This window comes from Streptomyces sp. NPDC037271 (assembly GCF_055603605.1).
On the sequence record NZ_JBVJVN010000002.1, the window covers coordinates 1 to 23746 of the forward strand.

A 23746-nucleotide genomic window follows, 5' to 3' on the forward strand; every position below is an offset into this window, starting at 1 on the left:
AGCACCCCCCTGGCCCCCACCCCCCTGGCCCCCACCCGCCCGGCCCGGATCTCCCTCGCCCTGCGCGACTCGTCCACGATGCTGCGCCGCAACCTCCTGCACGCGCGCCGCTACCCGTCCCTCACCCTGAACCTGCTGCTCACGCCCATCATGCTGCTGCTGCTCTTCGTCTACATCTTCGGCGACGCGATGAGCGCCGGCATCGGCGGCGATCGCTCCGCGTACATCGCCTACCTCGTGCCGGGCCTGTTACTGATGACCATCGGCAGCACCACGATCGGCACCGCGGTGTCCGTCTCCAACGACATGACCGAGGGCATCATCGCCCGCTTCCGCACCATGGCCATCCACCGGCCCTCCGTGCTGATCGGGCACGTCATCGGCAGCGTGCTCCAGTCGGTCCTGAGTGTGCTCCTCGTCGGCGCCGTCGCCGTGGCCATCGGCTTCCGGTCCACGGACGCCACGGCCCTGGAGTGGGCCGCGGCACTCGGACTGCTGGTGCTCTTCGCCCTGGCGCTCACCTGGATCGCGGTCGGCATGGGTCTGGTCAGCCCGAACGTCGAGGCCGCCAGCAACAACGCGATGCCGCTCATCCTGCTGCCGCTCCTGTCCAGCGCCTTCGTGCCGGTCGAAGGGATGCCGGGCTGGTTCCAGCCGATCGCCGAGTACCAGCCGTTCACCCCGGCCATCGAGACCCTGCGCGGCCTGCTGCTCGGTACCGGGATCGGCCACAACGGCTGGCTCGCGGTCGCCTGGTGCCTGGCTCTCACCGCGCTCGGCTACTTCTGGTCGGCCTCGAAGTTCAACCGTGACCCGAAGTAGCCGACGTGACAGCGCAGGCCTCCGGCCGCGCCCCGTCCCTCCCGCACCGCACCGCACCGCCCAAGGGCGGCGTACTCCGACCCCTGGTCGGTGAACGCCGCCCCGTCGGCGTCCCCGGCCGCCCGCCGAGCCGGGTCGCGGACCCGGTCCCCGTTCCGTCCCCGTTCCCGGCCGACCGCTCGGGTACCGGCCAAGACCGGTCACGACATGCGGACGTCCCAGCGTCCCGGTGCTCCGGACCCGGTCCCGGTCCCGGTCCCGGTCTCAGGAGGCACGCCGCGTGCCGGCCCCTCCCCGTATCTCCAGGCCTGCCAGCAGTTCGGCCGTGGCCCCGGTGATGGCCTCCACGGCCTGTTCGAAAACCTCCCGATTGTGCGCGGCCGGCGCACGGAACCCGGACACCTTGCGCACGTACTGCAGGGCGGCGGCCCTGATCTCGTCCTCGGTGGCCTCCTCGGCCAGCACGGGCGGACGCAGTGTCTTGATGCTGCGGCACATGACGTCAGTCTCCCCTCTCCAGGTCCATCTCCAGGTCCACCCGCCAGTCGTTCGATCTGATCCAGTGACCCTTCGGATACTCGAAGTCGGCCTGCCCGAGCAGGGTGAACCCGGCCCCGCGGCAGACCGCGTTGGAAGCGGCGTGCCCGACGCTCGGGAACGCGTGCAGGTACCGGTGCGCCCCGTCGGCCCGGGCCGCCTCCCGCACGGCACGAGCCGCCCGGACAGCCAGTCCCCGCCCCTGGAACTCCGGCAGCACCGCCCACCCGGTCTCCCAGACCTCCACGCTCTGCCAGGTCCGCTGCCAGTACCCGATCGAGCCGACCGTCTCGCCGCCGTCCGCCAGCGTGACCCGGTACATCCGCCCCGTTCCGAGCTCTGTGTACCGCCGGTGCCGCGCCGCGAGCTGCTCCTCGGTCTCCGGCCCGCCCAGGTGCGCGGTCATCTCGGGGCTGTTGCTCCTGCGCAGCAGCCACAGGTCCCCCTCCGCCCAGGGGGCCAGGCACACCCGCTCTCCGGCATGCCCGGTCCGCTCGTCCACACCGTCCATGTTCTTCACGGTAGGGCAGGGGTCTGACAGTCGGTCTCGGCAGCGGATCGGCACCCCGACAGCGGATCCCCGCCCCCGCCCGGGCGGGGCCATCCTTTCGCGTGAACCACGGAAGGGAACGCGTACCTCAAAATCGAACAGGCGTATCATTGGGTTGTGGCTACGACCTATGATTTCCCCAGTGATCTCCTCGCCGGTCAGGAGGAACTGCATCAGGTCAGGGCCGAGCTGTCGGCCCTGCTGAAAAGACTTCCCTGGTCCGTCGAGCCGCTCGACGGATTCAGCGACGCGGGCGGCTGGCGCAAGGTCGAGCGCCCGGCCTCGCCCGGCTGGTCGGCGGACGAACAGGCCGAGGTGGAGAAACTCCGGCAGCGTGAGCGCGAACTCGCCGTGTTCGTCAGCACCCATCGCTACTGGTCGGAGATCACCGGCCCCGATCAGGTGAACGCCCGCTCGGAGCTGAAACGCGCCCGCCAGGCCACGGACCGGGAGACCCCGCCCGAGGACGCCTGAGGAGACGCCCTGCGGGCAGGGCTCGTGAGACCGCCGAGGACGTTCAGTCCCCGCCGAGCCGGTCGAGCCCGTTCCTGCTCGTCAGCCCCGCCCGTCCACGCACGGGCGGGCGCCGTACGCGCTGCCCGGCACTGCTCACGGACCTCACCCCAGGGAGAACGGGACCTCATCCCAGGGAGTACACGTACGACCGCACGCGAGAGGCCCCCGGAATACTTCCGGGGGCCTCTCCACCGACGACTGCGGCGCCGGTCCTGGTGGGCGCGGACGGTTTCGAACCGCCGACATCCTGCTTGTAAGGCAGGCGCTCTACCCCTGAGCTACGCACCCAGGACGAGTCGACAGCCTACATGGCCCGGGGCACTGCCCGGCAAACGTGCTGCCACCGGCACCTCGGCCTGGGGCTAACCCCACCCCCGATCCGGTAGCGGACCGCATCCCGGCGCGGGCCCGTGCCCTCCTACAGTCTGAGAGCCGCGTCGGGAAAGGGCTTCTTCCGCTCCGGAAGGATCCCCGGACGAGGCACCTCGCCGTCCGTTCCAGGGGGAATCTCGTCATGGGCACCCGTACCTTTCCTGCTCGCGCCTTCGCCGCCGTCGGCACCGTCGCCGTTCTCGTCGCGGGCCTCAGTGCCTGCGCCTCCGCCTTGGACGACAAGGACCCCGAACAGCGGTCCTTCGCCCTTCAGGGCGACGTCCTCACCATCGACGCCGACGACTCCGCGCTGGAGATCGTCGCCGCCGACGGCCATCCGTCCGGCAAGGTCGAGGTGACCCGGTGGTTCCAGGGCTCGGTCGCGCTCGGCTCCGGCCCCGAAGTGACCTGGAACATGGACGGCGACCGGCTGAAGCTGCGGACGCACTGCTCCGGCGTGGCCGCCGACTGCGCCACCAAGCACCGGGTGGAGATACCGCGCGGCATCGCCGTCAAGGTGAAGACCGACGACGGCAGCGTGCGGGCGCAGGGCTTCCGGGAGGCGCTGGAGATCCGGACGGCCGACGGGTCCGTACGCGTCAGCGACACCACCGGGCCGCTGGAAATGCACAGCGACGACGGATCGCTGCGCGCGGACGTCACCTCGCACCGGGTGAACGCGACCACCCAGGACGGCTCGGTCCGACTCGAACTCGGCTCCGTCCCCGACCTGGTGGAGACCCGCAGCGACGACGGCTCCGTGACCGTCTCCCTGCCCCGGGACACGTACAAGGTGTCCGCCGAGAGCGACGACGGATCGGTCGACGTATCCGTGCCCCGGGACGAAGCCAGCTCCCACGTGGTGACCGCGCGGACCCAGGACGGCGAAGTCACGGTCCGAACGGCGAACTGACCGGCCCGTGTGTTCGTCCCTAACGGGTGGGAGAATGAACCCGGGCAGGACGGACGACACGGGAGAGGGATGTGACGGCGACACCATCGCAGCCGTACTCGCCGATGGTGCCGCGCGCGCAGCGCCTGCCGCACCGTTCCCACCACCAGCGCCGCCACCGCGCGTCCGGCGCGGTCCGCGACACGCTCACCCTCGTGGGCCTGCCGCTCCTCGCCGCGCTGACGCTCCCCGCCGCGTTCGCCGGGGGCGGCACCCGCCGCTGGTTCGGCGGGCGGGCCGAGAGCCAGCGGGCGGAGGCGCAGGCCGCGAAGGACGACGCGGCGGCCGCCTTCTACGAGCTGGACACCGCACAACGGGACCTGCGGATCTCGATCGAGACGATCGCGGCCGTCGACGCCTCCCCTGCCGCCCGGCGCGCGGTCACCGACTTCGAGGCACTCGGCCGGCGCATCGACGAGGTCAGCCACCAGTACATCAGCGCTGTCGACGCCCACGACCTGGACCGGGACGACCTGGAGGCGTCGGCGGCCTCCCGCGCCCGCAGCGAACTGACCGCCGCCAAGAACGAGCTCAGCCGGGTCAGGCAGGACCTGGACCGCTTCGCCGACGGCCTCGGCTCCCTGCTCGGCAAGGCCGAGACCCAGCTGGCCCGGCTGGCGCCCTCCGTCGAACGCGCCCGGCAGGCCCTGCTGGCCGCCTCCAACGCCCTGGACGCCGCCCGGGGATCCGGGCTGCGAGCGGACGACCTCGCCGCCCGGCTCGCCACGCTCGGCCCGGAGCTCACCCGGCTGAACCAGGGCGCCGGACAGCACGGCGTCCCCCAGACCCTCGAGCGGGCGGAACGCGTCACCCGAGAGGCCGAGTCGGTCCGTGCCGAAGCCGAACGACTGCCCGAACGCGCCGCCGAGATCGGCCACCGGCTGGTCTCCCTGCGCACCCGCGCCGAGGCCCTGACCACCCGCACCGACCAGGTCGAACCGGTACTGAGCGAGCTACGGCGGCGATTCACCGTCGCCTGCTGGCAGGACCTCCAGCACGTACCGGACCAGGCCACCGAATCCGTCCGGCAGGCCGAGCGGAAGCTGGCCGAAGCCCAGACCGCCCGCGACGAACAGCGCTGGCCCGACGCCACCGCCCTGCTGTCGACGGCACGGGCGCTGCTGAACTCGACCGACGAGGCCGTCTCCGCCGCCGGCGACCGGCTGCGGCAGCTGAACGCCGTACAGAAGGACCCTCAGCGGGAGATCGAACGCACCCGCTTCGTGATCCGCGACGCCCAGCGCCTGGCCATGGCGGGCCGCAACACCCCCGACCCGCGGCACGCGCGCCCCCTGGACGACGCCGTGGCCCGGCTCGAGCGCGCGATCACCGTGCTGGCGGGCCGGCACCCCGACTACTGGCACTTCCTGACGGAGACGGAAGCGGTCCGGCAGACAGTTGCCCACGTGGTCACCCGGATCCGTGAGGAACGCGGAGCCGGCCACTGATCTCCGAGCGGCTGCCGGTTGCGGATACCCGATGCTCCTCGCCCGGGTTCTCGTTTCCGCTCCTCACCGGGTTCGCGCCCCGTCCCCTGCCGGTCCGCATTCCGTACCGGGTTCTCGTCGCCGGGACGGGTCACCCGTCCGGGCCGGTTAACCTGTGCGCATGCCTCGCTACGAGTACCGCTGCCGGAGCTGCGACGACACCTTCGAACTGAGCCGACCCATGGCCGAGTCCTCCGCTCCCGCCGCCTGCCCGGCGGGCCACGACGACACGGTGAAGCTGCTGTCGACGGTCGCCGTCGGCGGCTCGTCCTCCGCGCCTGCCCCAGCACCCTCGTCGGGTGGCGGCGGTGGCTGCTGCGGCGGCGGCTGCTGCGGCTGACCTCCCGGCCCGGGGCACGCGCCCGGTGCAGCCACGCCGGCGCCTCGGCCTTACTCGGTCGACGTCTGCTCCTTCAGCCTCCCTCAGCCAGCGCCTCCCTCAGCCAGCGCCTCCCTCAGCTGCCCAGATAGCGCAGCACCGCCAGCACTCTGCGCGAATAGCCCTCACCCCCGGTCAGTTCCAGCTTGTCGAAGATCGCGTTGGTGTGCTTCTCCACCGCGCTCTGCGAGATGTGCAGCCGCCGCGCGATCGCCGCGTTGGTATGGCCCTGCGCCATCTCGGCCAGTACGTCCCGCTCCCGCGCGGTGAGCCGGGCGAGCAGGTCGGTGTGGGTCGTGCGGCCGAGCAGCTGGCGGACGACCTCCGGGTCGAAGGCGGCCCGTCCGGCGGCCACCCGCTCCAGCGCGTCCAGGAACTCGTCGATCTGGACCACCCTGTCCTTGAGCAGATAACCCACTCCTTCCGTCTCACCGGTGAGCAACTCGGTCGCGTACCGCTTCTCGACGTACTGCGAGAGCACCAGCACCCCGACCGCAGGCCAGCGCCGTCGTATCTCCAGAGCCGCGCGCAGGCCCTCGTCCGTGTGGGTGGGCGGCATCCGGACATCGGCGACGACCACGTCCGGCGGGTCCTCGGCGACCGCCTTGAGCAGCAGCTCGGCATTGCCGACGGCGGCGAGCACCTCGTGCCCTTCCTCTGTCAGCAGCCGCACGAGCCCCTCCCGCAGCAGGGTCGAGTCCTCGGCGAGGATCAGCCGCATGGCAGTTCCGCGGCCACGAGGGTGGGCCCGCCCGGCGGGCTGACCACGCTGAGGCTGCCGTCTAGGGCGGCGACGCGCCGGGCGAGCCCGAACAGTCCGCTGCCGGCGGCGTTCGCCCCGCCGCATCCGTCGTCCTGGACGCTCACGTGCATCCGGTCCTCCTCCACTCTGACGGCGACGCTTATCCGGGTCGGCGCCGCGTGTTTGACCGCATTCGTGACCGCCTCGCAGACAACGAAGTACGCGACGGTCGCCACGGCCTGCTCGGGCTCCTCGGCGAGGTCGTACTCCACTCCCACCGGCACGGACGCCCGCTCGGCGACCGTCTCCAGCGCCGCGCGCAGCCCCGCTTCGTCCAGCGTGGTCGGGTAGATCCGCCAGGCGACCTCGCGCAGCTCGTCCAGGGCGCGGCGGCTCTCGTCGTGGGCCTGGCCGAGCAGCTTGTCCCGGCGGTCGGCGTCCTGGCTGCGGCGGGCACGGCCGAGCAGCATGCCGAGGGCTACGAGGCGCTGCTGCACGCCGTCGTGCAGATCACGCTCGATGCGGCGTCGTTCGTCGTTCACCGCGTCGACCACGGCGGCGCGGCTGGCGGACAGCTCCGCGATCCGCCGCTCCAGCTCCTCCTGGTGGCGGGGGCCGAGGAAGTGACGCGCCAGCTGCCCTTCCAGTCCGAGCACTCCGAATATTCCCTGCACGGCGAGGAACACGAGGAACAAGCCGCCCAGACTGCCGAGGACCAGCGAACCGGGGTTGCGTATGCCGTCCAGCAGGAGCCAGCCGTATATCCCGAAGGTGCCGTACGCGAGGCCGATCGCGGCAGTCAGCATCACCACCCCGCCCAGGACGCCCAGGGACCAGTGGCAGGCCACGTACCGCAGCGCCCGCACGTCCTCGTACGCGGGCGTGACGCGGAGGTCCAGCCACATCGCCAACCGGGCTCGCTCCAGCTCCGCCAGTCTGCGCGCGCCCACGAGGACCGGGCGCAGTACGGCACGCCGGCCGGCCGGCCAGGCCGCCACGGGCAGCAGGGCCGCGCCGGCCAGCAGGGTGAAGAGCAGCTCGACGGCGGCCGTGGCGGTCCCCATGATGAGGCCCACCCCGCACCGCACTACGCGTCGCGCCATGTCTCGCATGATCGTGAGGCTAGCCGGGCGCTGCGGCGGCACACACTGCGGAAAACCGCAATTCCCGCCTGCGGTACACCGCAGGCGATCTTGTGGTCTTCCTCAGTCTCCCTTCAGCTGCGATTTTCTAGCGTGGTCGACATGACAGCCCTCGCAGCGCAGACGGCCGCGGACAGCGGTGCGGCACCGCAGTGGATCAACGACCTCATGGACGCGCTCGGTGCACCGGGCGCCGGCCTCGCCATCGCTCTGGAGAACCTCTTCCCTCCCCTGCCGAGCGAGGTGATCCTGCCGCTCGCGGGGTTCGCGGCGAGTTCCGGCCGGATGAACCTGATCGCCGTCCTGCTGTGGACGACGGCGGGTTCGGTCATCGGCGCACTCGCTCTGTTCGGGATCGGCGCACTGCTCGGCCGGGACCGCACGGTGGCGATAGCGGGCAAGCTGCCGCTGGTGAAGGTGTCGGACATAGAGAAGACCGAGGCCTGGTTCCAGAAGCACGGGACCAAGGCGGTGTTCTTCGGCCGGATGATACCGATCTTCCGCAGCCTGATCTCCGTGCCGGCAGGCGTGGAGCGGATGCGGCTTCCCGTCTTCCTCGCGCTGACCACGCTGGGCAGCGCGATCTGGAACACCGTGTTCGTCCTCGCGGGCTACGCGCTGGGTGACAACTGGTCCGAGGTCTCGGGCATAGCCTCCACGTACTCGAAGGTGATCCTCGCGATCGCCGCCCTGGCGCTGCTGGTCTTCATAGGCATGCGGCTGCTGCGGCCGGGGGCCGGCCATCGCAGGCGGGCGCGCGGACACGACCGCGCGCAGGACATACGGCCGCCGGCCGGTGACGACGACTGCTCCGGCACCGGAGACGGTGCCGGAGACAGTGCTGGGGGCCTGGACGGCGGGGTCAGCGAGCCGGGCCCGCCGCACGCAGGAACTCCCGGAGGATCCGCTCACCGGCCAGCACGCCACACTCGGGCAAGGCACTGATCGCCGGTGCCGTCCAGTCGGAGTCGGCCAGCTCGCCGTGGCCGGGACGCCAGCCCCGGTCGGCGGCGAGCAACAGGTCGGCGTCGAGGAGGGAGTCGCCGGCGGCGAGGGTGAGATTGGCGCCGGTGCGGCGGGCAACCTCGTGCACGGCGGCGCTCTTGGTGAGCGGCTTGGGGACGGCATAGATCTTGCGGCCCTGGAGGGACACGGTCCAGCCGAGGTTCTCGGCCCACACGGCGAGTTCCTTCACCCAGTCCACGGGCAGCAGTTCGCGCTCGACGACGAGGTAGGCGAAGAGGTCCTCGGCGACCCGGTGCTTGCGCACCCACAGTGGGTCGGCGGTGTCCATCAGGTGGTCGCGGACCTCGGCCAGCGAGGCACACTCGTCGGCCAGCCGCGCGGTCACCCGCGCGTGCCAGTCCGGGTCCGAGACGCCGTCCACCAGCAGGTGACCGCCGTTGGCGCAGATCGCGTACTTCGACGGAGGGCCGGGGAGGTTGATGCGCTGGTACTGGGCGCGGGTCCGGGTGGTGGTCGGCACGAAGACCGCCGTGTCGCCGAGGTCGGTCAGCAGCCCGGCTGCCGTCTCGGTCATGTAGGAGAGGGGTTTGCTCTCGTAGACCTCCACGCACAGCAGCCGGGGTGCCCGCAGGTCGGGCATGGTCAGCCCGAGCGCGGCGGCGGAGTAGATGAGCGTGCGGTCGAGGTCGCTCGCGACGAGCACCGGCATCAGAGCGCCACCGCCTTGCCGTCGGCGCCGGTGGCGCCCCGCGTGTACTTGGGGTGGATCAGCCCGACACAGGTGTAGGGCAGGTCGGCGACCTCCTCCACGGGTACGCCCCGCTGTTCGGCCAGCAGGCGTACGTGGTCCAGGTCGGCGCCGGCGCCGGCCCGGGCCAGCACCTTCCAGGGCACGCGGCGCAGCATCACGCGGGTGGTCTCACCGACGCCGGGCTTGACGAGGTTCACGTCGTGGATGCCGTACTCCTCGCTGATGCGCTCGACGGCGGCCCAGCCCTCCCAGGTGGGGGTGCGGTCGGCGGAGAGAAGCTCCTTGGCCTGGGCTTCGACCGTGTCGGCGACGTCCGGGAAGCGGGCGGAGACGGCGTCGAGGAAGGCCGGCGACAGGTCGGCGCCGGCGAGGTCGCGGTAGAACTTCGCGCCGTGGAAGTCGTGCCGGCCGACGAGGTCGGCGCGGAGCACGGTGCGGGATATCAGGCCGGAGACCGTGGAGTTGAGGCAGGCGGAGGGGATGAGGAAGTCGTCGCGGGTGCCGTAGGTGCGTACGCAGGAACCGGGGTCGGCCAGCACGGCGATCTCCGGGTCGAAACCGGTGATGCCGTCGGAGGCCTCGAAGTCGCGCAGGGCGGCGGCGAGTTCGCGGGTGATGGCGCCCTTGCCGGTCCAGCCGTCGACGAAGACGACGTCGGCGGGGTCGTGTCGGTCGGCCAGCCAGCGCAGCGCGTTGGCGTCGATGCCGCGGCCCCGGACGATCGACACGGCGTAGTGAGGAAGGTCGAGACCATGGCGGAACTGCGCCCAGCGGCGCATCAGGATGCCGACGGGTGTGCCCGCGCGGGCGAGCGAGACCAGGACGGGGCGGGGCGACCGCTCCGCGAGCACGATCTCGGTGACGGCTCCGACGGCGCGGGCCAGCCGGGCGGCGGACGTCTCCAGGGCGGCGTGGAACAGCTCCTGGTACTGCTCGCTGGGCTGGTACTCCACGGGCAGCGACTCCGCGTAGTGCGCGCCGCCGCTCTGGATCGCTTCCTCGCGCTCCTCGGTCGGTGCCTCCAGCGTCACGTCCGAGAGGTCCTGGAGCAGCCAGCCGACCTCGTCGGGCGCGTACGAGGAGAAGTCGGGACCACGCAGGGGCTCGGGCAGCATGGAGGGCCTTTCGGAGGCATGCGGGGCGTGCGGGACGTACGACGGAACGACCGCGAGCAGAACGTGCGGAACGTGGTCGGCGAGCCGGGCCAGCAGACCGTCGGGCGCGTGCAGCGCGGGGGTGTCGGCGGCCGAGTCGACGACGGCGACGACGGCGTCGAAGCCGGCTCCCGCGACGTTGTAGGCGTAGCGCTCGCCGGGGCCGTCGGCCGGGTCGTCGTGTGCGGGAAAGACGAGGCGGGTGCGTATCGCGTACCCGGGGTCGTCGACCGCGAGGACCGGAGAGCGGGTGGTGGTGGAGTAGCGCACGTCGGCGTCGGCGGTCTGCTCCAGCGCGTGGGCCAGGCGCAGCGGGGCGTACATCAGCTCCTCGAAGCCGAGGACGAGCACGCGGCGGGCGCCTGCGGGCAGCGCCTCGGTGATCCGCTCCGCCATGCCGGGCAGGGCATTCTCCAGCCGGTCTCGCTGTGCGGCCGTGAATCCGTGCCGTCCCCCGTCGGGGAGCCCGCCGGGCCACCGCAGTTCGACGCGCGCGATCGAGCCGGGGGAAGGCCGGGTGGGCACCCCGGGGCGGGCGGTGGCACCGTGTGCGTGTGCTCCCGGGCGGACCGGGGCGGGATCGGCGGCACTGGCAGCGGCGCTTTGGGAGTCGGACGCGTGGCCGGGGCCAGGCTCGGCACCGGCACCGGCACCGGCACCGGCACCGGCAAGCGAACGTTCCCCGGCCGGTCCCACTGTGGCGCTGCCGGCGACCGCTGCGGGGCCGACTGCCGCGGCGTCGACGTCGGCGTCGGACGTCCCTGTGGCCGGGCCTTCCGGGATCGGCTCGGCAGCGCGAGCCTCGTACCGGGCGACCAGTTCCTGTCCCTTCTCCAGTACGCCCTCCGGCAGCCGGACCGTGCCCGAGGCGGCCGTCACCAGGTCCACGCGGGCGCCGATCTCCCGGGCGAAGTCCTCCAGCCGGCCGGCGTCGGCGGGCGAGCGCATGTCGACGAGGGCCACCACGACGTACCGCTTGCGGGGATAGCGCTCGTGCAGGGCGCGGACGGTGTTGAGGACCGTGTTGCCGGTGGAGAACTCGTCGTCGACGAGGACCAGCGGCCCGTCACCGGCCAGCAGCGCCGGGTTCTCGGGCAGCAGGAGGTGGGAGGTGGCATGCGAGTGGGACTCCTCGAAGCCGCCCGCCCGGGCGACGCCGGTGACCGGACGGCGGGTGGAGTGCAGGTACGGGGCGGGCCCCAGGCCGTCGGCGACCGAGTGGCCGAGGCCGGTGGCGGTCTCCGCGTAGCCGAGGACGACCGCGCTCTCGGCCGCTTCGGCGCCGAGCAGTTCGCGGACCCGGCGGCCGAGGGCGACGCCGTGGCCGTACACGACGGAGGGCGACTGCGGGACGTGCTTGCCGAGCACGTTGGAGACGAGCAGGTGCGCGCGCTTGGGGTTGCGGCGCAGGGCGAGTCCCAGCAGGCCGGTCAGCGTGTCGTCACCGGTGAGCTCGACGCCCAGCCGCTCGGCGACCCAGCTGCCGGACCAGACTCCGGCGCCCTTCTGCGCGCGCGCCCTCTCGGTCATGTACTCGTGCCTCCCGTTGTCCACCGTGGCATGGGCCCTTGCGTCGGTCATGGATTCCTTGCGTCGGTCATGGCTTCCTTGCGTCGGTCATGGCTTCCTTGCGTTCAGTCGGACAGGCCGGCGGCGAGCAGTTCCACGAAGCCGATGTCCTCGTTCGCCACCCCGAAGACCTCGGCGCGCAGCAGCGTGCGCTCGGCCCAGGCCCGGTGGGGCTTCACCTCGTTCATCTTGTTCGTGTAGGCGGACCTCAGCACACCCCCGCCGCCGCGTTCGGGACGCAGGATGTCCTGGGCGTCGCTGAACTCCTCGTGGCTGACGACGGACAGTGCGTGCACGGGGAGCACGTGCGAGGGGTGGATGCAGGTCTTGCCCAGCAGGCCGTTGGCGCGGTCCAGGGAGATTTCCCGCAGCAGGCCGTCCATCGCGTGCTCGATCAGCTTCTGACGCAGTTCGACGGCCTGCACCTCCAGGAAGGGGCTCTGCCGCAGTTGCGGTTTGAACATCCTCTCCTGGACGCGGAAGTACTCCCAGACCGGCCCGGTGACCGTGAATCCGGTGCCGTCGGCCCGGGCGAGCATGTTCACCACGTCGGCGATCACGGAGGCGACGATCTGGACGTCGTACGCCGTCATGTCGGGGCCCCGGCGCAGCCCGTAGGAGGAGCAGAAGTCGGTCACGCCGAGACGGAGGGCGAGCACGCGGTCGCGGTACTTGTCGACCGCCCGGAAGATGCCCTCCAGCGTCTGCACCCGGGACTCCCGGTACAGCAGGTCCGGGGACTCCAGCACGGGCATGGCGAAGAGCCTGCGGCCACTGGCCGCCTCGGCGGCGGAGAGCGCCTCCAGGAAGGGCATGCCGCGTTCCTCGGTGAACTTGGGCAGCACGAAACCGGACAGCAGCCCTACGGCGGGTCCGAGGCGCCGTACGAGGTCGGGTATCTGCTCGGGGGTGCGGACCCGGACGAACAGCAGGGGGATGTCGGCGTCGAGGGAGGGCTCCCCTGCTCGAGCGGTGCCGCGAGCTGGGGGGAGTTCTGCCAGGGCCGTGAGCTGACGGACGAGGTTCTCCTCGCCGACCGGTACGTCGGCGTCGTCGATCGAGTCCTCCAGGCACAGCACCATCGACACCACGCCGCTCGCGCTCTGTTTGAGGATGTCGTCGGCGAGCCTGGGCCGGGTGGCCGGGCTGTAGAGCGTGGCGCCCAGGGCCGCGGACAGCAGCCGCGCCGGGGAGTCCGCCGTGAAGGTGCAGGGCTCCTGGTGGAAGAGACGCTTCCGCACATCAGGGGCAATCTGTCCGAAATGACGCATCAAAACTCCCCCGTGGTGTCTGGGCGACCTGTGAACTGTCCAAAGGTGGCCGGTAATAGTACGTACGTATCCATGTCGGAGGTTCCCACCGGGCATGAATTCGAGGTAACCCGGGCATGTCGGCGGCGGCGACCCGGGGTGAGCGGACACGACCCGCGTACCCGCCCCCGCGTTGTCGTGACCAGGACCGAGAAGGCAGGATGACGGCATGACGCACGCGATGCTGAAGGGGTCGAACGTCCCGCTGCAAGCCACCACGGTACGCGCCGTGCTGCGCTGGACACCCGGGCAGGGGGTCCCCGACATCGACGCCTCCGCGTTGTTGCTGGGTCCGGACGACCGCGTGCGTTCCGACGAGGACTTCGTTTTCTACAACCAGCCCCGGCACCCTTCGGGTCAGGTCTGGCGGCTCGGCAAGAAGCGGGTCGCCGAGGGCCTGACCGATACGATCCAGACAGACCTCCCCGGGGTCGAGTCCTCGGTGGGCCGGATTTTGCTGGTCGCTTCGGCGGACGGCGCCGCCTTCGACCGGGTCCGGTCGCTGCGCATCCTGCTGTACGACGCGACGGCCGCCGACGCGGAACCCCTGGCGTACTTCGACGTCAAGCCGGAGACGGGCGAGGAGACGGCGCTGATCTGCGGTGAGCTGTACCGGCGTGGGGAGGGCTGGAAGTTCCGGGCGCTGGGTGAGGGCTATTCGAACGGGCTGAAGGGCCTGGCGACCGACTTCGGCATCTCGGTGGACGAGTCGGAAGGGGCGGACGACCCCATGTCGGCCCGCCGGCCCGAACCGTCCCCGCACACTTCCGCCCAGTCCGCGTCCGTCCCGCCGGTGGTCGGTCCCGACGAGCCGACGACCGTCCAGCCCGTGCCGGAGATCTCGCGGCCACTGCCTCCCGAGCAGCCCACGGGGGCACCGGCGCAGCCCGCAGGGGTACCGGCGCAGCCCGCGTACGGATACCCGCAGCAGCCGCCGACGTCACAGCCGGCCTACGGCTACCCACAGCCGGCCGGACGCGCCGGGTATGGGTACCCGCAGGCGCCGGCCGCGGCGGGGGGCACCGGCGCACAGGCCGGCTACGGCTACCCGCCACCGGTCACCGGGGCTCCCGATCCGGACTTCCGGCTGCCGCCGCAGGGACCTCAGTTCATCGGGCGGTAACCACCTGAGCGGGACACGCGTGGACGCCCTAGCGGGACACGCGTGGAGACCCGAGCAGCACGCGCGGCGGGTACCCGAGCAGCACGCGCGGCGTCTCGGCGGTACGGGCGTCGGGCTCAGCGTTCCGCCTTGTTCTTGTGTCCCCGGCCCCACTGCAGGCCCCACCCGTACAGGCGGTCCAGCTCGCCCTGGAAGCCGTACACGAACTTCACCTCGCGCCGGACGAAGATCTCACCCTTGATGTTCTCGATCATCACCACGGCGCAGGACCGGGCCTGCGGGTGGCGCTCGTCGAGGCCTATCTCGATGCGGGGGCCGTTGCTCGGGTAGAGCGTGACGATGGCGTGCGTCCGGTCGAAGGCCGGGGTCTGGTCGTAGATGTAGGCGAAGAGCAGGAGGCGCTTGATGGCGTCCCGGTGGTCGAGGTTGATGTAGAGCGTCTCGCCGGAGGCCGAGCCGAACCGGTCGTCGCCGCTGAGCTTGACGTAGGGCGGGCCGTTGGCGTCGCCCAGGAAGCCGCCGAGCGGCTGGACGACGCCGCGGGTGCCGTCCTGGAGCTCGTAGAGGCAGCCGAGGTCCAGGTCGACGTTGACCATGCTCTGGCTGTGGCCGACGACCTCGGGGGGCTTGAGCGCCTTGAAGGGGTGCCGCAGCAGGCTCTCACGCTGCGCACCCATGATGTCCGAGGTCCGCATCCGCCAGGCGAGGTTGACGCGCAGGTGGCCGGTGGCCGCGCCCTGTTTGGTCAGGGAGACCTGACTGTGCCGTTTGGTCAGCTGGATGGAGTTGGTCGCCGCGCTGCCCGAGTCGAACTCGGCCTCGCGACCGCGCCACAGACCGTCCAAGAAACCCATTCCCGCCCCCACCTTCGCTCGTTCCACCGGCCGCGGACCGCCGACGGGGCGGCCCCGAGGAGTCGTCCTCGTCGGCCGCCCCGCACAGAGCGTTCCTCACCCGGACCGTGTTCACACCGTAGGAGCAGGTACACCGGGGGCGAACCCGGCCCGGGAACAGCAACGTTTCACACCCCGGAGGAGACCTCCGCCTTCTCCTTGCCGCCCTCTCCCCCGGCCGCGGCGAGCCGCTTGTTGCGGCGCACGGAGGACCAGAAGGAGGCGCCGATGAGGACCACGCCGATCATGCCGGTGATGAACTCGTTGATCTCGTACTGGATGGTCACCAGGAGGACGATGGCGAGGGCGCCGATGGCGTAGTGCGCGCCGTGCTCCAGGTAGACGTAGTCGTCGAGGGTGCCCTCGCGGACCAGGTAGACGGTCAGGGACCGCACGTACATGGCGCCGATGCCGAGGCCGAGGGCCATCAGCACGATGTCGTTGGTGATGGCGAAGGCGCCGATGACACCGTCGAAGGAGAACGACGCGTCCAGGACCTCCAGGTAGAGGAACATGAAGAACGCGGCCTTGCCGGCCAGCTTCACGGCCGACTTGGGCTTGCCGGCGCGTTCGGCCGCCTCTTCGGCCTCGTGCTCGCGCTCCTCCTCTTCCTCGAGCTTGTCCTCGAAGAAGCCGGAGAGGCCGCCGACGACCAGGTAGGTGATCAGACCGGCGACGCCGGACAGCAGGACCGTCTCCGCCTTGTCGACATGGGCGCCGCCGTGCTGGTGGGCGTGGGCGCCGAAGGTGATCGCGGAGATCAGCAGCACGACCAGGGCGATGCAGGCCGACAGCATGTCGACCTTGCCGAGCTTGGCCAGCGGCCGCTCCAGCCATCCCAGCCACTTGATGTCCCGGTCCTCGAAGATGAAGTCCAGGAAGATCATCAGGAGGAACATGCCACCGAAGGCGGCGATCGACGGATGCGCGTCGGTCACCAGCTCCTGGTAGCGGTCCTTGTCGGTCAGGGCGAGGTCGACGGCCTCGATCGGGCCGAGCGACGCGCTGACCGCCACGATCACGACCGGGAAGACCAGGCGCATGCCGAAGACGGCGATCAGGATGCCGATGGTGAGGAAGATCTTCTGCCAGAAGGCATTCATCTTCTTCAGGATCCCGGCGTTGACCACCGCGTTGTCGAAGGACAGCGAGATCTCCAGGACGGACAGGATCGCCACGACGCCGAAGGCGGTCCACCCCCCGTAGAAGATCGCGGCCACCAGGCCGAGCGCGGTGACCGCGAACGACCACCCGAAGGTTTTCAGAACCACTGGCTACCCAATCGTATGTGTACGGGGCTCCCCCGCGCCGTACGCGGCTTTACGAAACGTTGACTCCGAAGTCTAGAGCGATGCCCCGGAGCCCCGACGCGTACCCCTGTCCCACGGCACGGAACTTCCACTCTCCCTGATAGCGGTAGAGCTCGCCGAAGATCATCGCGGTCTCCGTGGAGGCGTCCTCGCTGAGGTCGTAACGGGCGAGTTCCTGGCCGTCGGCCTGGTTGACGACCCGGATGAAGGCGTTGCTGACCTGGCCGAAGGTCTGGCCGCGTTCGTCGGCCATGTGGATGGAGACCGGGAAGACGATCTTGTCGCAGTGTGCCGGCACCGCGGAGAGGTCGATCAGCACCGACTCGTCGTCACCGTCGCCCTCGCCGGTGAGGTTGTCGCCGGTGTGCTCGATGGAGCCGTCCGGGCTCTTGAGCTGGTTGTAGAAGACGAACCACTCGTCGCCGAGCACCCGGCCACTGCTGCACGCCAGTGCGCTGGCGTCGAGGTCGAAGGGTGCTCCGGTGGTGGAACGCGCGTCCCAGCCGAGCCCGACCAGTACCTGTGTGAGGTTCGGTGCGGCCTTGGACAGGGAGACGTTGCCGCCCTTGGCCAGCGTGACGCCCATGGTGATCCCTCCCCGGGTGATGGTTCTCGGGTTTCCTGCACGTCCGGCGCCGCACGTAAACCGTGCGGCGCCGGACGGTCGAGGCCGTTCCTCGGGCGTGACAGTCGAGGCCGTCGCCTCGGACGTGACAGTCGAGGCCGCCACCTCGGACGTGACAGTCGAGGCCGCCACCTCGGACGTGACGGTCGAGGCCGCCACCTCGGACGTATGGGTACGTCAGACGTTCACGTGGGTGCGTCAGACGTTCACGCCGAAGTCCTGGGCGATGCCGCGCAGGCCGGACGCGTAGCCCTGGCCGATGGCGCGGAACTTCCACTCCGCACCGTGGCGGTAGAGCTCGCCGAAGACCATGGCGGTCTCCGTGGAGGCGTCCTCGCTCAGGTCGTAACGGGCGATCTCGGCGCCGCCGGCCTGGTTGACGACGCGGATGAACGCGTTGCGCACCTGGCCGAAGGACTGCTGGCGGTTCTCGGCGTCGTAGATCGAGACCGGGAAGACGATCTTCTCGATGTCGGCGGGGACTCCGGCGAGGTCGACCTTGATCTGCTCGTCGTCGCCCTCGCCCTCACCGGTGAGGTTGTCGCCGGTGTGCTCGACCGATCCGTCCGGGCTCTTCAGGTTGTTGAAGAAGATGAAGTGCGCGTCGCTGGCGACCTTGCCGCCGCTGTTCAGCAGCATCGCGCTGGCGTCGAGGTCGAAGTCGGTACCGGTCGTGGTGCGGATGTCCCACCCCAGACCGACGATGACCGCGGTCAGGCCGGGGGCCTCCTTGGTCAGCGATACGTTGCCGCCCTTGCTGAGGCTGACTCCCACGAGTCCTCCATTGGTGTCCAGGGGCGGGAAGCCCCGAAGTGCGTTGAATGTCGAGCGTCGGATGTCGACCGTCGGATGTCTTTGCGGATACCGGATCAACGAGTCGATCCTAGTGACGGGTTCCCGTTCACCGCAGGCCCTGAAGCCGACAAATCACAGGGTGTCGATCACGCGTCGCTCAGGTGCGGGTCACAGGGCGTCGAGCGCCTTCACGTACTCGGCCAGGTCACGGGCGTCCGGCAGGCCGTTGCGGACGGTCCAGCGCACGATGCCCTCCTGGTCGATGATGAAGGTGCCCCGGACGGCGCAGCCCTTGTCCTCGTCGAAGACGCCGTACGCGCGCGAGACGTTGCCGTGCGGCCAGAAGTCGGACAGCAGCGGGTACTCCAGGCCCTCCTGCTCGGCGAAGACGCGCAGGGTGTGGATGGAGTCGTTGGAGACGGCGAGCACCTGGGTGTCCCGGTCGGAGAACTGCGGCAGGTTGTCGCGCACCTCGCACAGCTCGCCGGTGCACACACCGGTGAAGGCGAACGGGTAGAAGAGCAGCACGACGTTCTTCCGGCCATGGAAGTCGGACAGCCGGACGGTCGCGCCGTGGTTGTCCTTGAGTTCGAAGTCGGGGGCCTTGTCGCCGACCTGGAGCGTCATGTCCTGTTCGTCCCTTCGTAGGGTGGTTCGCTGGGAACCACCCTACGCAGGGATCATCGCGGGTCCGCGGACGGGCCGACGGCGGTCGGCCCGTACGAGGTCCGGGTGTGGTGCGGAGCCGGGCCGGCTACCGCTTGGACTTGGCGGCCTTGGGCGTCGCCAGCCGGCTGCCGCTCCAGTCCTTTCCGACGCTGACGCTCTTGGCGGCCGTCAGTCCGGCCGTCGTCGCGGCTTCCGAAATGTCGCTGGCCTCGACGTACCCCGAACGGCCGGTCTTCGGCGTGAGGAGCAGGATCGCCCCGCCCTCCTCGATGTACGTGGTGGCATCCACCAGCGCATCCGTCAGGTCGCCGTCGTCGTCACGGAACCACAGCACGACGGCATCGGCCACGTCCTCGTAGTCCTCGTCCACCAGCTCGCCCTCGACGGCGCCCTCAATGGCCTCGCGGAGCTCCTGGTCGACGTCGTCGTCGTAGCCGATCTCCTGGACCACCTGCCCGGGCTGGAACCCCAGCCTGACGGCAGGGTTCGTCCGCTCCTCCGCGTGGTCCGCGGTCGCGCTCACGGGTTGCCTCCTGATCATGTCTTGGTGAATATCTCAGCCACGCGCGTGCGCGAAGCATTGGCCGTAGTCCACACGGGCGGGGCGGATCGCGCAAGTACCCGGCGACTGGGACCGCCGAAACGGTGACGATCCCGGCCGTGTCGCCGCAACTCCAGCCATGCCATCCCGACCAAAGGTGACGTACACCACACCTATCTGCCCCGTTTGCGTATTTGGGAACCATGTGTGGGTACGAGACTCGAATGAACGTGCCCCCGACTCCCATGGGGGAATCGGTTACCCCACGGTACAGATGACGTTTGGCCCCGCGAGGTACACGATGGGGAATCGGCGGGGAATCGGCGCGACACCCGGCAAACTGGCCCTCCGACAGCGAAGGAACAGCGTGGCTTCCGCATCCGATCGCAGTGATCGCAGTGATCGCAATCCGATCATCATTGGTGGCCTTCCGAGTCAGGTTCCTGACTTCGACCCCGAGGAGACCCAGGAGTGGCTCGACTCCCTCGACGCCGCCGTCGACGAGCGGGGCCGGGAACGGGCCCGCTATCTGATGCTGCGGCTGATCGAGCGGGCCCGCGAGAAGCGCGTGGCCGTGCCCGAGATGCGCAGCACGGACTACGTGAACACCATCCCGACCAAGAGCGAGCCGTTCTTCCCCGGCAACGAGGAGATCGAACGCAAGATCCTCAACGCCACCCGGTGGAACGCCGCTGTGATGGTCTCACGCGCGCAGCGCCCCGGTATCGGCGTCGGCGGTCACATCGCGACCTTCGCCTCCTCGGCCTCCCTGTACGACGTGGGCTTCAACCACTTCTTCCGCGGCAAGGACGAGGGCGACGGCGGCGACCAGGTCTTCTTCCAGGGGCACGCCTCGCCGGGCATCTACGCGCGCGCGTACCTGCTGGACCGGCTCAGCGAGGAGCACCTCGACGGGTTCCGGCAGGAGAAGTCGAAGGCGCCGCACGCCCTGTCGTCGTATCCGCACCCGCGGTCGATGCCGGACTTCTGGGAGTTCCCGACGGTGTCGATGGGCCTCGGTCCGATCGGCGCGATCTACCAGGCGCGGATGAACCGCTACATGCACGCGCGCGGCATCGCGGACACGTCCCGCTCGCACGTGTGGGCCTACCTCGGTGACGGCGAGATGGACGAGCCGGAGTCGCTGGGCCAGCTGTCCATCGCCGCCCGTGAGGGCCTGGACAACCTGACCTTCGTCGTCAACTGCAACCTGCAGCGCCTCGACGGCCCGGTGCGCGGCAACGGCAAGATCATCCAGGAGCTGGAGTCGGTCTTCCGGGGCGCCGGCTGGAACGTCATCAAGCTGGTGTGGGACCGCACCTGGGACCCGCTGCTCGCGCAGGACCGCGACGGCGTGCTGGTCAACCGCATGAACACCACCCCGGACGGCCAGTTCCAGACGTACGCCACGGAGTCCGGCGCCTACATCCGCGAGCACTTCTTCGGCGACGACCACCGGCTGCGCGCGATGGTCGAGAGCATGACCGACGATCAGATCCTGCACCTGGGGCGCGGCGGTCACGACCACCGGAAGATCTACGCGGCGTACAAGGCGGCCCTGGAGCACAAGGGCCAGCCGACGGTCATCCTCGCCAAGACGATCAAGGGCTGGACGCTCGGCCCGAACTTCGAGGGCCGCAACGCCACGCACCAGATGAAGAAGCTGACGGTCGACGACCTCAAGCGCTTCCGCGACCGGCTGCACCTGCCGATCTCCGACAAGGAGCTGGAGTCCGGCCCGCCGCCGTACTACCACCCGGGCCGGGACACCGAGGAGATGCAGTACATGCACGACCGCCGCCTGGGTCTCGGCGGCTACGTCCCGACCCGCGTCGTGCGCTCGAAGCCCCTGGCGCTGCCGGACGGCAAGACGTACGCGACCGTGAAGAAGGGGTCGGGCCAGCAGTCCATCGCGACGACGATGGCCTTTGTGCGGCTGCTGAAAGACCTCATGCGGGACAAGGAGATCGGCAAGCGGTTCGTACTGATCGCGCCGGACGAGTACCGCACCTTCGGCATGGACTCGTTCTTCCCGAGCGCGAAGATCTACAACCCGCTCGGGCAGCAGTACGAGTCCGTGGACCGGGATCTGCTGCTCGCCTACAAGGAGGCGCCGACCGGGCAGATGCTGCACGACGGCATCTCCGAGGCCGGCTGCACGGCCTCGCTGATCGCGGCCGGATCGGCGTACGCCACGCACGGCGAGCCACTCATCCCGGTCTACGTCTTCTACTCGATGTTCGGCTTCCAGCGCACCGGTGACCAGTTCTGGCAGATGGGCGACCAACTGTCGCGAGGTTTCGTACTGGGTGCGACCGCGGGCCGTACGACTCTGACCGGTGAGGGTCTCCAGCACGCGGACGGCCACTCGCAGCTGCTGGCGTCCACCAACCCGGCCTGTGTCGCCTACGACCCGGCCTTCGGCTTCGAGATCGCGCACATCGTCGAGGACGGTCTGCGCCGGATGTACGGCGGGGACGAGCAGCACCCGCACGGCGAGGACGTCTTCTACTACCTCACCGTCTACAACGAGCCGATCCAGCATCCGGCCGAGCCCGAGAACGTGGACGTCGAGGGCATCCTCAAGGGCGTGTACCGCTTCAGCGAGGGGACCTCCGGTTCCATTCCGGCGCAGATCATGGCGTCCGGGGTCGCGGTGCCGTGGGCGGTCGAGGCCCAGCGGATCCTCGCCGACGAGTGGAACGTGCGCGCCGACGTCTGGTCGGCGACCTCCTGGAACGAGTTGCGGCGGGAGGCGGTGGCGTGCGAGGAGCACAACCTGCTGCATCCCGAGGAGGAGCAGCAGGTGCCGTACGTGACACGGAAGCTGGCCGGTGCGCAGGGACCGTTCGTGGCGGTGTCCGACTGGATGAGGTCGGTTCCGGACCAGATCGCGCGGTGGGTGCCGGGGACGTACCAGTCGCTGGGCGCGGACGGGTTCGGCTTCGCGGACACGCGCGGGGCGGCGCGGCGCTTCTTCCACATCGACGCGCAGTCGATCGTGGTGGGGGTGCTGACGGAGCTGGCGCGGGAGGGGAAGGTCGACCGTTCGGTGCTGAAGCAGGCGATCGACCGGTACCGGCTGCTGGATGTCGCGGCGGCGGATCCGGGGGTCGCGGGTGGTGACGCGTAGCGCGTAGCGCGCAGACGGGTGGTGTGAGGGGCGGTGGGGCTGCGGCTCCGCCGCCCCTCACGTCTGTTCCTCGGGGTCCTTGCGGTGCGGGCCGCGGGTGGGGCGGTCGCGGCGAGGAACATCCGGTCGCCGGGTGACGGAGCGAACCGGGCGTTCACGGCGCCGAGCCGGAACCGGCCCCGACCTTGACCTCGACTTCGCTCGAGGTCTTAGCGTGCTCGCATCATCAGCCATTCCGTCAGTCATTCCATCAGTCATTCCTTCAGCCATTCCTTCAGTCATTACGTCAGTCACTCCTGAGGGAGCACCACGCATGACGACACCACCCACGACCGACGCCGAACTCGCCGCGCAGCCCGCCGGGTACTGGACCGGAATGGCCTATGAGGCCATCATTTCGTTCATCCGGGACCGGCAGGCCGAACTGGGCTTCACCCAGCCTCAGTTCTGGCTGCTGCGCAACCTGTCGAAGAACGACATCTCCCCCGACGGCCGCGGCATGACCGTCTCCGAACTCCAGCAGGCCATGAGCTCGTACCTCAGGCCCGAGGACGACCTGGGGAAGGAGGCGGAGGTCCTGCTGGAGCGCGGCCGGCTGACCCGCGACGCCGAGGGGCGGCTATGGATCACCGCGGCGGGCGAGGAGGCTCGTACGGGCCTCCAGCAGCACACGCCGGCCATCCGGGACCACATCCACCAGGGCATCGACGACGCCGATTACGTCACGACACTGAAAGTGCTCCAGCAGATGATCCGGAACACCGGCGGCTCGCCGGCCTAAAGGCTCGCGGGGGTGTCAGAGCATGCCGTGGCCCGGGGTCGTCGCTCCGAGGAGCCGGACGACCGCCAGGACCGTGTCGATGACACCCAGGACCAGGGCGACCACGGCCGGTACCGGGCGGGATCCCGCCCGGCTTCGGCCCATGGCGAGCCGGCCGCAGACGACCGCGACGGGGCCGAGGACGATCCCCAGCACGAAGAACCCGGCGATCGCGCAGATGACTCCGACGACTGCGAGCGTCGCGCGGTCCGGCCCGGTCCGTGACCACGTCCGGCCACGTGAGCGGGGGTGCCCGCGCGCTCTCTGTCCGAAGCTCGCCATCGTCAACTCCCTGAACTCTTCGTGGAGTTCGGGTACCCCTCTGCGGCGCCTCATGCCTGCCGCGAACGCGCTGCCTGCGCGCTGCCCCCCTCCAGCAGCGCGCCGCAGCCTCTCGCCCTCCGTGCCCTCCGGAGGACCTGACCCACTGTGACCTGCGAGGTTCGCCGGAGGGGAGGGTTCGCCGACCCTGTCACCCGGATAGGCGAACAGGGCCGGAAAAGGGCGGAGGGGGGGGGGGGGGGGGGGGGGGGGGGGGGGGGGGGGGGGTTGGTGGGGGTGGTTGATCCTCGCTCCCGCCTTCCTCTT

23 protein-coding genes and 1 tRNA gene are annotated in these 23746 nt (G+C 70.3%); 9 read left to right on the forward strand and 15 right to left on the reverse strand.

Annotation, left to right across the window (positions count from 1 at the left end; translation table 11 throughout):
* Positions 1-78: 78 nt before the first annotated feature.
* A complete protein-coding gene (locus tag ACZ7G3_RS04735; RefSeq protein ID WP_470923961.1) occupies positions 79-822 on the forward strand; it encodes an ABC transporter permease in 744 nt (247 codons plus the stop codon).
* Between the two features lie 264 nt (positions 823-1086).
* Here the strand turns inward: ACZ7G3_RS04735 and ACZ7G3_RS04740 are convergent, their stop codons facing one another.
* Both ACZ7G3_RS04740 and ACZ7G3_RS04745 read right to left on the reverse strand, forming a co-directional pair.
* Positions 1087-1320, reverse strand: coding sequence for a DUF2277 domain-containing protein (locus ACZ7G3_RS04740; RefSeq protein WP_426603833.1), 234 nt, complete (start codon positions 1318-1320; stop codon positions 1087-1089).
* 4 nt (positions 1321-1324) lie between these two features.
* The gene (locus ACZ7G3_RS04745; protein ID WP_470923202.1) at positions 1325-1870 is read right to left on the reverse strand and encodes a GNAT family N-acetyltransferase; all 546 of its coding nucleotides are present in this window, start codon (positions 1868-1870) and stop codon (positions 1325-1327) included.
* Between the two features lie 156 nt (positions 1871-2026).
* Here ACZ7G3_RS04745 and ACZ7G3_RS04750 point away from each other — a divergent pair, with 156 nt between their 5' ends.
* Complete coding sequence (locus ACZ7G3_RS04750; RefSeq protein ID WP_470923203.1) at positions 2027-2383, forward strand: hypothetical protein; 357 nt, start codon at positions 2027-2029, stop codon at positions 2381-2383.
* A 255-nt stretch (positions 2384-2638) separates the two neighbouring features.
* Here the strand turns inward: ACZ7G3_RS04750 and ACZ7G3_RS04755 are convergent.
* A tRNA-Val gene (locus ACZ7G3_RS04755) sits at positions 2639-2713 on the reverse strand.
* Between the two features lie 226 nt (positions 2714-2939).
* On the opposite strand from ACZ7G3_RS04755, the gene ACZ7G3_RS04760 reads away from it, so the two are divergent.
* From ACZ7G3_RS04760 to ACZ7G3_RS04770, 3 genes are all read left to right on the forward strand, one after another.
* Entirely contained in the window at positions 2940-3710 is a 771-nt protein-coding gene (locus ACZ7G3_RS04760) for a DUF4097 family beta strand repeat-containing protein (RefSeq protein WP_470923204.1), read from the forward strand.
* Between the two features lie 71 nt (positions 3711-3781).
* Positions 3782-5197 (forward strand): hypothetical protein, encoded by a 1416-nt coding sequence (locus ACZ7G3_RS04765; protein ID WP_470923205.1) that lies wholly within the window; start codon positions 3782-3784, stop codon positions 5195-5197.
* 160 nt (positions 5198-5357) lie between these two features.
* On the forward strand, positions 5358-5576 hold the full coding sequence (locus ACZ7G3_RS04770; protein ID WP_398130393.1) for a zinc ribbon domain-containing protein: 219 nt from the start codon (positions 5358-5360) through the stop codon (positions 5574-5576).
* Between the two features lie 115 nt (positions 5577-5691).
* On the opposite strand, the gene ACZ7G3_RS04775 is transcribed toward ACZ7G3_RS04770, so the two are convergent.
* Both ACZ7G3_RS04775 and ACZ7G3_RS04780 read right to left on the reverse strand, forming a co-directional pair.
* The gene (locus ACZ7G3_RS04775) at positions 5692-6336 is read right to left on the reverse strand and encodes a response regulator transcription factor (RefSeq protein WP_426603821.1); all 645 of its coding nucleotides are present in this window, start codon (positions 6334-6336) and stop codon (positions 5692-5694) included.
* Complete coding sequence (locus tag ACZ7G3_RS04780; protein ID WP_470923206.1) at positions 6327-7469, reverse strand: sensor histidine kinase; 1143 nt, start codon at positions 7467-7469, stop codon at positions 6327-6329. Before ACZ7G3_RS04780 ends, ACZ7G3_RS04775 begins: the two co-directional genes overlap by 10 nt.
* Before the next feature lie 132 nt (positions 7470-7601).
* Here ACZ7G3_RS04780 and ACZ7G3_RS04785 point away from each other — a divergent pair, with 132 nt between their 5' ends.
* Positions 7602-8444 carry a DedA family protein gene (locus ACZ7G3_RS04785; protein ID WP_470923207.1) on the forward strand — a complete coding sequence of 281 codons (843 nt, stop codon included), beginning with the start codon at positions 7602-7604 and terminating at the stop codon, positions 8442-8444.
* Here the strand turns inward: ACZ7G3_RS04785 and ACZ7G3_RS04790 are convergent.
* From ACZ7G3_RS04790 to ACZ7G3_RS04800, 3 genes are all read right to left on the reverse strand, one after another.
* Positions 8362-9174, reverse strand: coding sequence for an HAD family hydrolase (locus ACZ7G3_RS04790; RefSeq protein ID WP_470923208.1), 813 nt, complete (start codon positions 9172-9174; stop codon positions 8362-8364). The genes ACZ7G3_RS04785 and ACZ7G3_RS04790 overlap by 83 nt on opposite strands.
* Positions 9174-11900, reverse strand: a complete 2727-nt coding sequence (locus ACZ7G3_RS04795) for a phosphoribosyltransferase (protein WP_470923963.1) — start codon at positions 11898-11900, stop codon at positions 9174-9176. Before ACZ7G3_RS04795 ends, ACZ7G3_RS04790 begins: the two co-directional genes overlap by 1 nt.
* A 104-nt stretch (positions 11901-12004) precedes the next feature.
* Positions 12005-13210 (reverse strand): HpcH/HpaI aldolase/citrate lyase family protein, encoded by a 1206-nt coding sequence (locus ACZ7G3_RS04800; RefSeq protein WP_470923209.1) that lies wholly within the window; start codon positions 13208-13210, stop codon positions 12005-12007.
* A gap of 208 nt (positions 13211-13418) precedes the next feature.
* On the opposite strand from ACZ7G3_RS04800, the gene ACZ7G3_RS04805 reads away from it, so the two are divergent.
* A complete protein-coding gene (locus ACZ7G3_RS04805; RefSeq protein WP_426603811.1) occupies positions 13419-14372 on the forward strand; it encodes a TerD family protein in 954 nt (317 codons plus the stop codon).
* Between the two features lie 116 nt (positions 14373-14488).
* Here ACZ7G3_RS04805 and ACZ7G3_RS04810 read toward each other — a convergent pair whose 3' ends face one another.
* From ACZ7G3_RS04810 to ACZ7G3_RS04835, 6 genes are all read right to left on the reverse strand, one after another.
* Positions 14489-15226, reverse strand: a complete 738-nt coding sequence (locus ACZ7G3_RS04810; RefSeq protein WP_426603809.1) for a TerD family protein — start codon at positions 15224-15226, stop codon at positions 14489-14491.
* A 167-nt stretch (positions 15227-15393) separates the two neighbouring features.
* Entirely contained in the window at positions 15394-16536 is a 1143-nt protein-coding gene (locus ACZ7G3_RS04815; RefSeq protein ID WP_470923211.1) for a DUF475 domain-containing protein, read from the reverse strand.
* 49 nt (positions 16537-16585) lie between these two features.
* Positions 16586-17161 (reverse strand): TerD family protein, encoded by a 576-nt coding sequence (locus tag ACZ7G3_RS04820; RefSeq protein WP_426519499.1) that lies wholly within the window; start codon positions 17159-17161, stop codon positions 16586-16588.
* A gap of 237 nt (positions 17162-17398) precedes the next feature.
* A complete protein-coding gene (locus ACZ7G3_RS04825) occupies positions 17399-17974 on the reverse strand; it encodes a calcium homeostasis/redox stress adaptation protein (RefSeq protein WP_426598823.1) in 576 nt (191 codons plus the stop codon).
* A gap of 189 nt (positions 17975-18163) precedes the next feature.
* On the reverse strand, positions 18164-18622 hold the full coding sequence (locus tag ACZ7G3_RS04830; RefSeq protein ID WP_426598822.1) for a peroxiredoxin: 459 nt from the start codon (positions 18620-18622) through the stop codon (positions 18164-18166).
* Between the two features lie 127 nt (positions 18623-18749).
* Positions 18750-19187, reverse strand: coding sequence for a DUF3052 domain-containing protein (locus ACZ7G3_RS04835; protein ID WP_279563571.1), 438 nt, complete (start codon positions 19185-19187; stop codon positions 18750-18752).
* Between the two features lie 319 nt (positions 19188-19506).
* Between ACZ7G3_RS04835 and aceE the strand changes: the two genes are divergently transcribed.
* Entirely contained in the window at positions 19507-22338 is a 2832-nt protein-coding gene (gene aceE / locus ACZ7G3_RS04840) for a pyruvate dehydrogenase (acetyl-transferring), homodimeric type (RefSeq protein WP_470923213.1), read from the forward strand.
* 313 nt (positions 22339-22651) lie between these two features.
* Positions 22652-23119, forward strand: coding sequence for a MarR family transcriptional regulator (locus ACZ7G3_RS04845; RefSeq protein ID WP_470923215.1), 468 nt, complete (start codon positions 22652-22654; stop codon positions 23117-23119).
* Between the two features lie 15 nt (positions 23120-23134).
* Here ACZ7G3_RS04845 and ACZ7G3_RS04850 read toward each other — a convergent pair whose 3' ends face one another.
* Positions 23135-23440: a small hydrophobic protein gene (locus tag ACZ7G3_RS04850; RefSeq protein WP_470923217.1), complete on the reverse strand. Its 306-nt coding sequence runs from the start codon at positions 23438-23440 to the stop codon at positions 23135-23137.
* Positions 23441-23746: the final 306 nt, after the last annotated feature.

Excerpts from the sequence above, each read along its gene's own strand:
- ACZ7G3_RS04735 (WP_470923961.1), top strand. The coding sequence starts at position 79 with ATGCTGCGCCGCAACCTCCTGCACGCGCGCCGCTACCCGTCCCTCACC.
- ACZ7G3_RS04740 (WP_426603833.1), bottom strand. The coding sequence starts at position 1,320 with ATGTGCCGCAGCATCAAGACACTGCGTCCGCCCGTGCTGGCCGAGGAG.
- ACZ7G3_RS04745 (WP_470923202.1), bottom strand. The coding sequence starts at position 1,870 with ATGGACGGTGTGGACGAGCGGACCGGGCATGCCGGAGAGCGGGTGTGC.
- ACZ7G3_RS04760 (WP_470923204.1), top strand. The coding sequence starts at position 2,940 with ATGGGCACCCGTACCTTTCCTGCTCGCGCCTTCGCCGCCGTCGGCACC.
- ACZ7G3_RS04770 (WP_398130393.1), top strand. The coding sequence starts at position 5,358 with ATGCCTCGCTACGAGTACCGCTGCCGGAGCTGCGACGACACCTTCGAA.
- ACZ7G3_RS04775 (WP_426603821.1), bottom strand. The coding sequence starts at position 6,336 with ATGCGGCTGATCCTCGCCGAGGACTCGACCCTGCTGCGGGAGGGGCTC.
- ACZ7G3_RS04780 (WP_470923206.1), bottom strand. The coding sequence starts at position 7,469 with ATGCGAGACATGGCGCGACGCGTAGTGCGGTGCGGGGTGGGCCTCATC.
- ACZ7G3_RS04785 (WP_470923207.1), top strand. The coding sequence starts at position 7,602 with ATGACAGCCCTCGCAGCGCAGACGGCCGCGGACAGCGGTGCGGCACCG.
- ACZ7G3_RS04790 (WP_470923208.1), bottom strand. The coding sequence starts at position 9,174 with ATGCCGGTGCTCGTCGCGAGCGACCTCGACCGCACGCTCATCTACTCC.
- ACZ7G3_RS04795 (WP_470923963.1), bottom strand. The coding sequence starts at position 11,900 with ATGACCGAGAGGGCGCGCGCGCAGAAGGGCGCCGGAGTCTGGTCCGGC.
- ACZ7G3_RS04800 (WP_470923209.1), bottom strand. The coding sequence starts at position 13,210 with ATGCGTCATTTCGGACAGATTGCCCCTGATGTGCGGAAGCGTCTCTTC.
- ACZ7G3_RS04805 (WP_426603811.1), top strand. The coding sequence starts at position 13,419 with ATGACGCACGCGATGCTGAAGGGGTCGAACGTCCCGCTGCAAGCCACC.
- ACZ7G3_RS04810 (WP_426603809.1), bottom strand. The coding sequence starts at position 15,226 with ATGGGTTTCTTGGACGGTCTGTGGCGCGGTCGCGAGGCCGAGTTCGAC.
- ACZ7G3_RS04820 (WP_426519499.1), bottom strand. The coding sequence starts at position 17,161 with ATGGGCGTCACGCTGGCCAAGGGCGGCAACGTCTCCCTGTCCAAGGCC.
- ACZ7G3_RS04830 (WP_426598822.1), bottom strand. The coding sequence starts at position 18,622 with ATGACGCTCCAGGTCGGCGACAAGGCCCCCGACTTCGAACTCAAGGAC.
- aceE (WP_470923213.1), top strand. The coding sequence starts at position 19,507 with ATGGGGAATCGGCGGGGAATCGGCGCGACACCCGGCAAACTGGCCCTC.
- ACZ7G3_RS04845 (WP_470923215.1), top strand. The coding sequence starts at position 22,652 with ATGACGACACCACCCACGACCGACGCCGAACTCGCCGCGCAGCCCGCC.
- ACZ7G3_RS04850 (WP_470923217.1), bottom strand. The coding sequence starts at position 23,440 with ATGGCGAGCTTCGGACAGAGAGCGCGCGGGCACCCCCGCTCACGTGGC.